General features: G+C 45.4%; 13 protein-coding genes. 6 read left to right on the top strand and 7 right to left on the bottom strand.

Annotated elements, in window-relative coordinates:
* Positions 1-58: 58 nt before the first annotated feature.
* The gene (locus PK654_RS17750) at positions 59-1,210 is read right to left on the bottom strand and encodes an aminotransferase-like domain-containing protein (RefSeq protein ID WP_271700395.1); all 1,152 of its coding nucleotides are present in this window, start codon (positions 1,208-1,210) and stop codon (positions 59-61) included.
* Between the two features lie 99 nt (positions 1,211-1,309).
* Between PK654_RS17750 and PK654_RS17755 the strand changes: the two genes are divergently transcribed.
* Entirely contained in the window at positions 1,310-2,182 is an 873-nt protein-coding gene (locus PK654_RS17755) for an AraC family transcriptional regulator (protein ID WP_271700396.1), read from the top strand.
* Here the strand turns inward: PK654_RS17755 and PK654_RS17760 are convergent.
* The 3 genes from PK654_RS17760 to PK654_RS17770 all read right to left on the bottom strand — a co-directional run bounded on the left by PK654_RS17760 (position 2,179) and on the right by PK654_RS17770 (position 4,032).
* Positions 2,179-2,385: a hypothetical protein gene (locus PK654_RS17760; protein ID WP_271700398.1), complete on the bottom strand. Its 207-nt coding sequence runs from the start codon at positions 2,383-2,385 to the stop codon at positions 2,179-2,181. The genes PK654_RS17755 and PK654_RS17760 overlap by 4 nt on opposite strands.
* A gap of 10 nt (positions 2,386-2,395) precedes the next feature.
* A complete protein-coding gene (locus PK654_RS17765) occupies positions 2,396-3,028 on the bottom strand; it encodes a TetR/AcrR family transcriptional regulator (protein WP_271700400.1) in 633 nt (210 codons plus the stop codon).
* Between the two features lie 128 nt (positions 3,029-3,156).
* A complete protein-coding gene (locus tag PK654_RS17770; protein WP_271700402.1) occupies positions 3,157-4,032 on the bottom strand; it encodes a LysR substrate-binding domain-containing protein in 876 nt (291 codons plus the stop codon).
* A 203-nt stretch (positions 4,033-4,235) separates the two neighbouring features.
* Here PK654_RS17770 and hisC point away from each other — a divergent pair, with 203 nt between their 5' ends.
* Both hisC and PK654_RS17780 read left to right on the top strand, forming a co-directional pair.
* Complete coding sequence (gene hisC, locus PK654_RS17775; protein ID WP_271700403.1) at positions 4,236-5,303, top strand: histidinol-phosphate transaminase; 1,068 nt, start codon at positions 4,236-4,238, stop codon at positions 5,301-5,303.
* 87 nt (positions 5,304-5,390) lie between these two features.
* Positions 5,391-6,167, top strand: coding sequence for an ABC transporter substrate-binding protein (locus PK654_RS17780; RefSeq protein WP_271700404.1), 777 nt, complete (start codon positions 5,391-5,393; stop codon positions 6,165-6,167).
* A gap of 30 nt (positions 6,168-6,197) precedes the next feature.
* Here the strand turns inward: PK654_RS17780 and PK654_RS17785 are convergent, their stop codons facing one another.
* Positions 6,198-7,976 (bottom strand): SgrR family transcriptional regulator, encoded by a 1,779-nt coding sequence (locus tag PK654_RS17785; protein WP_271700406.1) that lies wholly within the window; start codon positions 7,974-7,976, stop codon positions 6,198-6,200.
* A 144-nt stretch (positions 7,977-8,120) separates the two neighbouring features.
* On the opposite strand from PK654_RS17785, the gene PK654_RS17790 reads away from it, so the two are divergent.
* The 3 genes from PK654_RS17790 to PK654_RS17800 all read left to right on the top strand — a co-directional run bounded on the left by PK654_RS17790 (position 8,121) and on the right by PK654_RS17800 (position 10,255).
* A complete protein-coding gene (locus PK654_RS17790; RefSeq protein WP_271700407.1) occupies positions 8,121-8,243 on the top strand; it encodes a hypothetical protein in 123 nt (40 codons plus the stop codon).
* A gap of 156 nt (positions 8,244-8,399) precedes the next feature.
* Complete coding sequence (locus PK654_RS17795) at positions 8,400-8,789, top strand: VOC family protein (protein ID WP_271700409.1); 390 nt, start codon at positions 8,400-8,402, stop codon at positions 8,787-8,789.
* 143 nt (positions 8,790-8,932) lie between these two features.
* Positions 8,933-10,255, top strand: coding sequence for an IS4 family transposase (locus PK654_RS17800; RefSeq protein ID WP_271696133.1), 1,323 nt, complete (start codon positions 8,933-8,935; stop codon positions 10,253-10,255).
* A 52-nt stretch (positions 10,256-10,307) separates the two neighbouring features.
* Here PK654_RS17800 and PK654_RS17805 read toward each other — a convergent pair whose 3' ends face one another.
* Positions 10,308-10,937: a response regulator gene (locus tag PK654_RS17805; protein WP_271700411.1), complete on the bottom strand. Its 630-nt coding sequence runs from the start codon at positions 10,935-10,937 to the stop codon at positions 10,308-10,310.
* Positions 10,938-10,983: 46 nt separating this feature from the next.
* Positions 10,984-12,669, bottom strand: a complete 1,686-nt coding sequence (gene narQ, locus PK654_RS17810) for a nitrate/nitrite two-component system sensor histidine kinase NarQ (protein WP_271700413.1) — start codon at positions 12,667-12,669, stop codon at positions 10,984-10,986.
* Between the last annotated feature and the right edge of the window lie 23 nt (positions 12,670-12,692).

Genomic DNA, 12,692 nt, shown 5'->3' on the forward strand with positions numbered 1-12,692 from the left:
AGCCTTTTGTTTTATCGTTTCTTCTAACTAACCAGTGCTTCTAACTAAGCTGCTTAGGTTAACTAACAGAGCCTATTACCTCAGAAAGACGCTCTACTGCAAGTTCAAGCTCATGGTCAGATGCATTGGTAAAGTTTAAGCGCAACGCTGAACTTTGCGGTGAACCTTCAGGGTAAAACACCTTGCTTGGCACGACGGCAACGCCTTTTTCAAGAGAGTTCTTAGCGAGACTCATGGTGTCTGATTGCGGCAAAGTGAGCCAGACAAACATCCCGCCTTGCACCGGATTAACTTGGCATTTATCGCCCAGTTTCCCTTCAATCTCCCGCATCAATTTCTGGTATCTGGCTTTATAAAGCTGCTGTGTGCTACTCAGATGATGGTCAAATTCTGGCTGGCTAATCAGTTCAAGTAACAAAGCCTGCATTGGCACGCTGGAGTGAAGATCTGCTCCCTGTTTTACTTTGATCATAGGGTCTATATAGTTTGCTGCACCGGTAGCTACGCCGAGTCGTAAGCCGGGAGAAGCAATTTTGGAGAAGGAACGAAGGACTATGGATTTATCCGGGCAAAACTCTGAGACCATAGGCAGTTCATCACCGGAGAATCTGAGTTCCCTGTAGGGAGCATCTTCGACCAGAGTAACATCGTAGCGGATACAGAGTTCAGCTACTTTCTTCCTCACTTCCAGTGACCAGCAGACACCGGTCGGGTTGTGAAAGTCCGGCACGGCGTAAAACAGTTTCACAGCCGATTGGGAAAACTGAGTTTCCAAAGCATCAAGATCAGGACCATTTGAGAGCTGAGGCACAGTCAGAATATTTGCCTGACATAAACCGAACACCTGCATGGCACCCAGATAGCTTGGTGCTTCCATCACGATATTGTCGCCCGGATTGATAAATGCCCTTGCGAGCAGATCCAAAGCCTGCTGGGAGCCGGTGCAAACCAAAGCCTTATGATTATCTGCCAGTTGATATTTGTCCCTGAGAAGAGAGAGCAGAGGAGGATAGCCATCTGTGTTGCCATATTGGAAGATATCGACTTCACCGGCCAGCTTTTCCATTGCCGGACGGATTAATTGCGTCGGGAAAGTGGACTTATCAGGCAGTCCGCCAGCCAGAGAAATAATGTTTTCATCGCAGGCCGCCTGAAGGATTTCGCGAATATAAGATGACTGAATTTGCTGAAGAGAGTGTGCCGTTTCCATAAGAGTCGCTTGTTTTTTATTTTTTCCAGCATACAAGGAGTGGTAATTTGCTACATGTCCGTTTATGCTCTATTGATTGTCCATTTATGATGTATTGCTATGGCGGAACCTCAACAATTAGCACGGATAAACGATGTGCTGTTTTCCATCCATAAAGATATCAGCCGTGATCTGAACGCTGCTGATCTGGCCAGACAGGCAGCCTATTCCGAGCAGCATTTTCATCGGCTATTTAAACATGTGGTGGGAGAGCCTGTTCATCAGTATATCTGTCGCATACGCATGGAGTATGCGGCAAATCAGTTGATGTTCGACCCAAATGCAACTGTGATTGATATTGCTAATAAATCGGGCTTTAGTTCTGTCTCTTCTTTCAGCAGGGCATTTAAGCGTCACTTTACCATGTCACCCGGCCAGTGGCGCCGCCATGAGGCAGATGAGACAGATAAACCTTATTTACGTAATCCCGAGATAGCGGCTTGTTACCGGCGTTTGTCGGGTAAGGTTTTGCCTGAAGCAAAACTGCTTGAGATACCAGAACGCAAGGTTGCTTACGTAAGGCATCAGGGGTATGACAGAAGCATAAAATCAGCGTGGCAGTTGTTACTGGCGTGGGCGAAGAGCGAGGGTCGCGATGACTCCCGGCAGTTCGGACTGCATCACTCAAATCCTGCCTGGGTGGATCTGGATAAGTGCCGCTATGTTGCCTGTATTGAAATTGATCGCCCCCTTATCAGCAGGGGAAAGGTAAACCAGTTTATTATTCCCGGAGGCCTACATGCCGTGTTCCGTCTGCAAGGCCGCTATGGTGAACTGTTACCCCAGTTAACTCTTATTCTGGAGCAGTGGCTGCCATCCTCAGGCATGAAAATGAATGCGACGCCGGCCTATGTGCAATATCATAAAAACCATTTCGTTGATGATGATGAAAAATTTGAGATCGAGTTTTTTCTGCCGGTTAGCTTCTACTAGCCAGTTGATGCATTACGTTGATGGTGGTCTTTAGAGACCGCCTTGTTGCTGATATGGCGAAGATCCCATATATAGACAGGTGATGACGACGCGCAATCATCACAAACAATATGTGCTTCCTTTTCTTCACTGCCCCATGCTGAGCGTAGGTATTCCAGTGATAGTTTTCGGCTTCCGCAGAACGGGCATTGTTTATGGCTCATATCGGTTTCTCTAAAAGGTTAATTGCGCTGGTTTTACAGGGGTGGAGTGGCTGCCTTGCGTCAGCAGGTGTTCAATTACCTGCCAGACATCCTGAAAACGTTTTTCCAGTGTTTCCAGATCGTCTTGTATGCAGAGACTAAACAAGCCTTCAAGCATGGCAGTTATGGAAAATGATAGAGTTTCTACACTGATTTGCGCGCAGGTATGGGCATTTTTTTCTATGCTGTTTCGCACCGAGTCCGTGATTAACTCGTCGCAGTAGTTAAACTGTTTCAGCAGTTCATCATTGTCTCTGATCTCATGGACAATAGTTGAGAAAGCGTAGGTCAGGCGGTAATACTCAAGGCTTTCTGCAATGTAATTCTTCAGGTTATCAAGATAGTGACCTTCTGTATTCAACAGCTCAATCTGCTTAGTTATATGCTGACTAAACTGGTCCAGAATAGCTGTCACTATGGCATCTTTTCCGGAAAAGTAGTGATAAATCGCGCCCTGTGAAAGTCCGGTGTAGGCGACCAGTTCATTCATGGTGGTTTTGCTGTATCCCTTTTCAATAAAACAGTTCATTGCAGAACTAAGGATCTGCTCTCTGCGCTCAACTCCCGACTTATGTTTGGTACCCGTACGGTTTTTCTGATTCATCTCTTTTACTGCGTTAATAGGTTAAGAAAAAACTATCTGTTGAAATAAAGTGACCGCTCGGTATATTATCAACGGGTAAACCGACCGTAAAGTTTATTTTGATGTGAGTGAGGGTTTTAATTGCAAAATCAGATTGCAGATTCCAGCAACCAATTCGTTAACTGAGCCAGAGAGTCGCTTTGCCGGTTCTTTGGCTGAAGCAGAAAGTAGCTGTTGCCTGATGCAACACTCTCTTGATAAGGGGCGATAATCCGCCCCATTTGCAAATCCTGCTCCGCCAGTGTTATGTCCCCAATAACCAAGCCAAATCCCTGCATTGCGGCATTCATAGCCTGATCCAGCGTTGAAAATACCTGATTGTGCTTGCTGCTGATCTCTTCTCTTTTCAGATGAGATAACCACAATTTCCAGTCGCTCTGCTCCTGATTAGAGTGAAGCCAGGTATAACCGGCTAAAGTTTCAGTAAAAGGTTGCTGGCTTTCGCGCAAAATATCCGGCCTGCACATGGGCGTAAGGAACTCATCGAACAATAAATGGCTTAATATTGAAGGTGAAGCCGGCTTTTTGCCATAAGCGATGACCGCATCAAAGGGCTCAAAACTGGGTTCTGGCTGGTGTTTTATGGTAGAAGTCAGCTCTACATCGATATCAGGGAAGGCCTGCTGGAATGCCATTAACTTAGGTAGCAGCCATGGAGTGATACAGCTTGGAGCGTTCAGGGTCAGCTTATTGGCAGAGGCGGCCACACTACTAAGCACCTGATGCAGGTTTGCCAGCGACTCTTTTAACACCGGGCGTAATGCTGCTCCTTTTTCCGTCAGGGAAAGCCCGCGTGCATTGCGGTAAAATAGTGCCGTACCCATGTATTCCTCAAGAGACTGGATCTGTCTGCTTACCGCGCCCTGAGTCAGGTTCAGTTCCTGAGCAGCATGAGTAAAATTCAGACTTTCAGCGGTTACCAGAAAGGCTTGCAAAGATTTAATACTTGGAAGGCTGTTTTGCACTATATTACCCACTCGTCAGTCAGAACTTATATCATTATAGCTATGAAAAAATATCATGGCTAGTATGTTTTTAATTCGATTCTATTTTTCGCCTCAATTTGATTGAATAACCAAATAGCATTCATAATTGAGCGAATAAATACCTTTAGAGTGAAAAAGAATGCTTAATAATTGACTAACTATTTTATGTTAAGGTGCAAAAATTGTCTTCTTTAGCCAGCCGATTAGTTCCAGAGGCCGTAAAAAAATTAATACCCTATCAGTCAGCAAGAAGGATTGGCGGATCAGGGCGAATCTGGCTGAATGCCAATGAACTTGAAACGCCGCTGGCCTATGACAGCTCTGCATCTGGTTATCACAGGTACCCGGATTTTATGCCGGCACAGATTGCACAGGCTTACCAGAATTATGCGGGAATAAATAAGGCAACAATAGCGGTACGGGGAGCGGACGAGGCCATCGATCTGCTAATCAGAACCTTCTGTCAGCCGGGCAAAGATAAGATAGTTATCTGTTCACCGACTTATGCCATGTATGAGTTTTGTGCTGATGCACTGGCAATAGATACTCTGGATGTGCCGCTGAACAGAGATTTCTCCCTTGACTGTGAGCAGGTGGTTAAGCAGGCAGAAAACGCCAATCTGATTTTTCTCTGCTCTCCCAATAACCCGACAGGTAATGTGATTGCCAGAGAGCAGATAGTCGACGTTCTGGAAGGTACTAAGCAGAGCACACTTGTGGTGGTGGATGAAGCCTATATAGAGTTTGAACCAGAAACCAGCGTGCTCTCTCTGATGGAGGAATATCCGCATCTTGTTGTTATCCGCACTCTCTCTAAGGCGTTTGGTCTTGCAGCAGTCCGTTGTGGCTATATCGTGGCCGATGATAGCGTGATGAGTTATGTGGAAAAACTGATTCCGCCTTATCCGATTCCCGATAGCTCGGCAGAGATCGTTCTCAAGGCGCTTTCGGCTGAAGGGCTGGAGTGTGTCAGCCGTTCTACAGCAGAGTTAAAACAGACAAGGGACTGGTTTACCAGCCAGTTAGGGCAGTTTGATTTTATTCAGACTGTTTATCCGTCATCAACTAACTTTGTGCTGCTGCGTTGTAGGGAAAATGCCGCACTGTTTGAATATCTGAAAGAGCACGGAATAGTAACCAGAAACCAGCACCATGAGCCGGCGCTTCGTCACTGCGTAAGGATAACAATCGGCACCAGACAAAGCATGGCTGAGCTTATTGAAGTGTTACAACAATTTAATGGTCAGTGACAATTGAGTTGCTGACCTGGAACTAGGAAGATCAGGTTTATGGCCTGTTAACAAACAATAAAACTATCTGATTCAAAGGAACTGAAAATGAAAAAAATCCCCCTGATACTGGGCTGTCTGGTAACTTTGCTGTCTGCTCCTTCCGCATTTGCAGCGGATAAAGAGGTTCGACTCTCTTCTGACTTTACTTATCCTCCTTTTAACTACAAAAATGAGCAGGGAAAGCCGGTCGGTTTTGATATAGAGATTGCTGATGCTTTGTGTGCTCAGGCTCAGCTTAAATGCAGTTGGGTATCACAAAACTGGGATGCCCTCATTCCAAGCCTGCTGGCGCGAAAATCTGATGTCATTATGGCTTCGATGCGGATCACAGAAGAGCGTAAGCAGCGCATCCTGTTTACGGATAAGTACTATCAGACTCCGGCCCGATTTGTTGCCGCAAAGGGGGCAGATATTCAGATTTCTAAGTCTGGCCTGCAAGATAAAGTGATTGGTGTTCAGCAAGGCACCATTCATGACCGTTATGTCACGGATAAGTTTGCTGATGTAGCCAAGATTAAGCGCTATACAGGGCAGGATGAAGTTTATCTTGATATGCAGAACGGCCGTCTGGATGTGACCTTTGGTAACTCAGATCAACTGGCGCTGGCGTTTCTGGAAAAAGAGCAGGGCAGTGGCTTTGAGTTTAAAGGAGAGCCTGTGACCGACAAAGCTTATATTGGTGAAGGCACCGCACTGGCACTAAGAAAGCAGGATAAAGCGTTAGCAGAGAAGTTTAACAAAGCTATCGCAGAAATTCGTGCCAACGGAACGTACGACAAGATTGCCGCTAAGTATTTCTCATTCGATATTTACGGCGAATAAACAAACCGGACTCAGGCTAGGCGGCCTGAGTCACTCTTCCTGCCATACATCCTGAAAAGCCGGCCACCCCCAGTCGGTTATAGAAACATCTTTTAATAAACCTTCAAACTGCAGTGTCTGACGATGATGGAGCAGAGGAACAATCCAGTTTTCGTTAATCATGGTTGATGAGAGTGATTCCAGCTTATCCAGATACTCTGTTATGTCGCAATTTGATCTGACAATAGAGAGCTGCTGTCCAAGCCATAAATTGGCTTCCGGTGAGAGGCAGTGGTGGAAAGAAGAGTGGGAACTGAACCAGCGAAACGCCGAGACAGGGCGGTTATCATCCAGATTAAAGGAGTTGAGGATGATCTGCTCATCCAGTAACTTTTGCTGGCTTCGCTGTTGCAGCTCCTGATAGCTGTATATATTGAGGCTGCACTTCACCCCGAGCCCGTAAAGGGTGTCTGTAATAATGTTTGCTACTTCTTTCAGGGCAAAATGATCATAGACAGCAATGGTGATGGATTCTGGTAACTCAGCGATATCGCGGGAAATTGTCTGAATTTTGCACCAGCCCGGCAGCAGGTTAAAAGCAGCATCTGCTTCGATCCGCTCTTCTCTCTCTTGTAGCTTGTCGAGGATGGTTTGAGAAGTGAAGAGTTGCGCCAGATAGCGGCGTTGAGCAGCGCTCAAACCGGCATACTGCGGATTCATATTAAACTGCATATAAATAGAGCCATCTTCAATGCGGGTGTACTCTCTATCCTGTGCGATCTGCTCAGGACTTTTCATATCAGATAGTTCCTCTTCTGCGGAAAGAAAGTGCGAGCAGGTTGATGAAGCGTGCTTTGCCAGCCGGGTATCAATTCGCGTTGTACCGAAAGCAGAATTACCTTTATTTTCCTGCTGAACCTGCCAGATAGTGACGGAATCTGTAAGAGCCCGGTAGCCAAAGTAGTGATCAAATGCGTGTAGCCTGAGCCTCTGTTCTGAGTGCTCAGTGACCTGAAACATACCACTACCGGTAACAACCCCTGTGTGGTTTAGCTGACTTTCCGGCTGAACAGAGTAGCGGATATCAGACAGTAAACCAGCGAGACCTCTGTCACTTGTTGATAAGTGGAAAATAATGCTTTGGCCTTGAGCCTGAATAGATTTTACATGTTCCAGTTCCTGCCTGTACTCAGGATAGCTACTGAGTTTTGTAAATAACGCCGCCAGATTTTGTGCACTAATAGGTTCACCATTATGAAAGCTCAGATTAGGGCGCAGAAAGAACCGCCAGCAGGTGTGGTCATTTTCGCTTCGCCAATGGTGCGCCAACTGGGGAGTGAGCTTACCAGAGCTATCGCAACTGATCAGGCAGCTGTAGATTTGCCGTATTAAAAACCTTTCGCTGTTTCTATGAGGAAGGTGCGGCAGTAACGGAGCAAACCGACGCGGATAAGTGAGCTGAAGGTGCAGGTTACCTTCCCGCCTTTTTACCCCTGAGGTTAGTTGTAGTAGTTGGCTAAATCTTTCATGGTTATCCCCGAGTAACTCAAGTGCAGATTCATACTTTCCTGACTGAATGAGTTCACCGGCAATCTGATTTTCAAGCTCTTCCTTTGAGTAAAGAAGATGAAGCTGAGAACGGTTGTTTCTACCCACTTTGGGTTGCCAGTGAAGCCAGTTCAACTGCTGCATCTGGCTCAACAATGTTCTGGTATGACGCGGGGTAGAGGAGAGCTGCCCGGCAATATCTGCAAGAGCCAGACTAAGAGGCTTTTTGCTGCCGAGTGGCTGCAAGCGGGCGTAGTATCTGAAAAGACGAAGCTGACTCAAAATAAGAAACCTTGTTGAAGATGATTTCCCTATTTAAGCAAAATTAACCCTGAAAAGGCAATTTTTCGGGGTTTCCATAATAAATAAGGAACAAATATATTTTAGATTCTCTGTTTTTTGCTTCCTATTTTAAGGCAATAATGGTTGCAACTGAAGCAGAGAGGTAAGTTGTATGAACAGCTTAAAACTCATCTGGCGAAAGCTGACGGAGGCAGTAAAGCCATGCTGGCCGGAACCGGAAAATCAGCAGCAACGTCAGAGGTGTGAAGATATTATTCAGACTATTATTCTGACCGGTCTGAACTAAATTCAGACACATCACTGAGGTGTAAACAGTTAAAGGTTCTGTGGTATCCGGTGCGATCTGTACCCCCGTTCAGATTTATCTGATGGCACAGAACCTACTTTATTGGCAGGAACAAGATGAAAATTGAACATATCGCCATCTGGTGCCGTGATCTTGACAAGATGCGCCATTTCTATATGAACTACTTTCAGGCGAAAAGTAACAATAAGTACGTAAATCAGCAGAAAGGCTTTTCGTCCTATTTTCTTAGTTTTGATGACGGAGCCCGACTTGAACTGATGCAGATGGATGCCGTTCCTGAAAGCACCAATAGCCCCTATTCACAAGCGATTGGTATCACTCATATCGCTTTTATCCTTGAGTCTGATCAGCAGGTTGAATTGATGACAAAGCGATTTGAGCTGGATGGTATAGAGGTGATTGACGGCCCGAGAAGGACCGGAGATGGTTATTATGAATCGGTAATTTTGGATCCGGAAGGAAATCGTATTGAGATTACCGCTTAACCTTCACGGTTATAGAGCTGCCGCTACTATAGAAAACCCGGAATTCTCCGTAATGCTGATCAGTTAAGAAATTTAATAGATCAGTTGAACGATCCTTAAAAGGCTTCAAAATCCGGTATCAAGTAATTGATGCCGGATTTTTTATGTCTATTCAGTCCCTCCTTGATACAACTATTTCCTCTGTAAAAGAGCTCACTTCATTAGACAAGTTGAACTCACTACTCTCTCCTGAGTTGCTTGCACAAGCATTTGAAAAAGCGGGGGTTGCAACTGTACGCAAACGTCGCTTGCCATTGGAGGCTGTGGTTTGGTCAGTTGTAGGAATGGGTTTATTCCGACAAGAATCCGTCTGGGATATAGCCAGTAAACTTGATGTATCTTTGCCTGGAAAACGTCATTTAGTTGCACCAAGCGCATTAGTTCAAGCCCGGCAGAGGCTAGGTGTGGAAGCCATGCAGGAAACATTTCAGGCTCTGGCTGCTCATCACTTTAATAAGCAAAAGTTTGAAGTGTGGCGTGGACTTAACCTGCTTGCAGTGGACGGTGTCGTTTTTCGTACCCATGACAATGCCGAAAACCGGGACTTCTTCGGCTCCGATAGCAATAAACAAGGGGAAAACAGTTACCCTCAGGTGCGCATGTGCTGCTTGATGGAGCTATCAAGTCATCTGCTTTTGGACAGTGCCTTCGATGCCAGAAAGATTGGCGAAATGACTCTTGCCGAAAGGCTGATTGAACACGCACCTGATTACTCACTAACCCTATTTGACAGAGGTTACTATTCACTTGGCCTGTTAAATAGCTGGTCTCAGGCGGGAACAGAAAGGCACTGGATGATACCGGCTAAAAAGGACCTTGTTTACACTGAAGTGCATAAACTCGGAAAAAGAGACAGGCTGGTATCAATCAAAACATCTCCTCAGGCACGAAAAAAGTTCTCTGACTTAAATGAAGAATTAATCGTAAGATTAACAAGTTATACCATTGATGGTCAGGAGTATCGTGTTTTAAGCTCGCTGACAGATCCGCTGAAATATCAATATAACGAGCTGGTAGAGCTTTACCAACAGCGTTGGGAAATTGAGCTTGGCTATCGAGAAATAAAACAAACCCTTTTATTGTCTGCCCACACACTAAGAAGTCGAAAGCCAGACATGGTTCGGCAAGAGCTATGGGGAGTACTTGTTGCCTACAATTTGGTTCGTATAGCGATGATCGAAGCTGCTTCAGGCATGGATGATGTTAATCCAAATAGGTTAAGTTTCTCTCACTGCGCGAGACATGTAATGGTTTATCTAACTACTATACCGATCAGTAGTCCGGGTAACCTTCCGAAGCACTATGCTACGCTTCTGGAAACGTTAAGAATGTTTGAATTGCCAGACAAGGTACCAGATAGAAAGTATCCTCGAGTGATGAGGAAAAAACCTAAAAAGTACCCTTACAAAAAATGCCAGTCAGCTTAACTGACTGGCATTACGGAATTCTCCGGGTTTTTAATGTTTAATCAGGATGAGCTTACGCCTTGCCCTGACTTTCCAGATAGAGAACCGTTGCCGCTACGCGGGATTTCACCCTTAGTTTCTTCAGCAGGCTCTTAATATGTACTTTTACCGTCGCTTCCGAGATAAATAGTCTCTCTGCGATCTGACGGTTGCTGTAGCCGCGGGCAACTTCAACCAATATCTCTTTTTCACGTTCTGTCAGTGAACTGAACATATCGTCGGTTTTAGATTGGTCGCGCATAACATCAAGAACAACCTGACTGTAAGCTGAACCGGTTTCCATCGCCTGCTTAAGCAGTTCGATAAGCTCATCAGGCTCGGTATCTTTAAGCAGATAGCCGTCAGCTCCGGCATTGATCAGGGTTCGGATATCCTGACTGCTGTCTGAAACAGTGAGAACAATAACTGTCGAGGTGACACCCTCTTCCCTTAGTACTTTCAGAGTGTCCAGTCCGGACATGCCTTTCATATTAAGATCCAGCAGGATCATATCCGGCTCATCTTTGCAGGCCATAGCAACGGCATCGGCTCCGTTACTCGCTTCAGCAACTACATTAAATTCATCTTCAAAGGAGAGTAGCTGACTGATTCCCCTACGCATAAGCGGATGATCATCAACAATGAGTACGTTCCAGTTTGACATTCAATATTCCTGTTTTCTACCAAATCTATCGGCTGTTGATTTGGTATTACATCTGTAGCGGGAAAAGAAGTTGTATGGTACAGCCTTCCCCGGGTTTACTGTCTATTTTCAGCCGGCCTTGCAGGCGATCAGCCCTTTCTGCCATTATAGTTAATCCGTAATGATTTAGCCTCTCAACACTGGTACAGAAGCCACATCCATTATCTTCTATGGTGATATTTACATCACCGTCCAGTTCCTGACAACTGACCTTAATGGTGGTTGCCTGAGCATGCTTAATGGCATTAAGCACCGCTTCCCTAATTAACTGAATTACATGGACCTGATGGTTTGCTCTTATAGAAATAGACGCCAACCGATTTTCCAATACTATCTCAGCATCTGTCTGTTCTTCTAATGGTTTTAGCAATTCTTGCAGGGCTTCGCCCAAATTTGCTTTACCAATGGTGAGACGGAAGGTACTAAGAAGTTCACGTAACTGGGTATAGGTAGCACTAAGCTGGCTGTCTATCTCTTTGGCGGTAATACCGGCCTGTTCCATTTTTTCCTTTGCGATACTGCGGTTAAGCAGAGTGGTCTGAATTTTCAGATAAGATAAAGATTGTGCAATGGAGTCGTGCAGCTCACGGGCAATGGTCGCCCTCTCTTCCATCAGCAGTAACTGCTGAGTCTGTTTTTGCGCATTATTGTAGTAGATACCACGAGACATAATGCTGGCTACGTTGGCAATAAGTTCCTGATCCGGACAAGGCAGGGTAAACTGCCACTCCAGCCTGCCAAGTACTTCTTCGTCCAGCTTAAGGGGCTCTGAATGCCATTCTCCTGCGGTCGGTTCGCCAGTTTCAATAGACCAGTGAGCGCTGGACTCCTGAACCGTCATGCGTACGGCAGTAATTCCCTCCGTCGCCTGAAGCAGATCAAGCATATTACGGAAGTTTTGCTCATTTAGCTGGCTGGCGGACAGTTCCTGCTGGCAGCCATAAAGTACTTCCAGCGAGTTTTTGGCGTGTTCCAGACGGTGGGTTTTCTCTGCGATGCGCGATTCCAGCTCCAGATAGTGCTTTTCCAGTTCGGTTGCCATGCCGTTAAATGCGTTGGCCAGCACGCCCAGCTCATTTTGGCTGTCCATTCTCAGTTTAAAGCCGAAATTTCCTGACTGAACTTCCTTACTTGCCACCATTAAATGTTGCAAAGGCTTAACCACTTTCCGCTGAGAAAAATAGATAACATATATGGCGGTAAATAAAATTAATGTAAAACCAAGTCCATATGAAAGTGATAATAATTGTAATTTGAATTGCGAAAATTTCTGCAGTTCAAATACAAACCTGTCTATTTGGTTTACAAATTCAGCCACTTCAGCCAGATATATATTTTTATCTTCTGATTGCAAAGCAGGCTGTAAATCCCGCCATCGTTCTAAAAGTTGCCGGTAATTGTCTACTAGTGAGGCAGGTGTAAACCATTTATCAATACCACTTAGGGTAGGGGAGTAAAGTGAACTCTCGTATTGGATCAGGTGTTCAACAAATTGCTCTGACTGGGTTTCAATATCAAATGCCAGACGGTAACTCTGCATCCTCAGAGAGCCTGCAATGTTAATGGCTGCGGCGTCATCAAGGTTAGAATATAGAGAAAACAGGGTGATACTTGTGGTGGTCACCGACAAAAGAAGAATAATCGTCATTGCTCTTGCGATGGTTTTAGTGATGGATATTTGTGCTCTTCGCAAGTTGACCTTCTCCGTTACATAAT

Origin of the sequence: Vibrio sp. SCSIO 43137, from assembly GCF_028201475.1 — a bacterium.
In the GTDB taxonomy this organism is placed as follows: Bacteria; Pseudomonadota; Gammaproteobacteria; order Enterobacterales; family Vibrionaceae; genus Vibrio.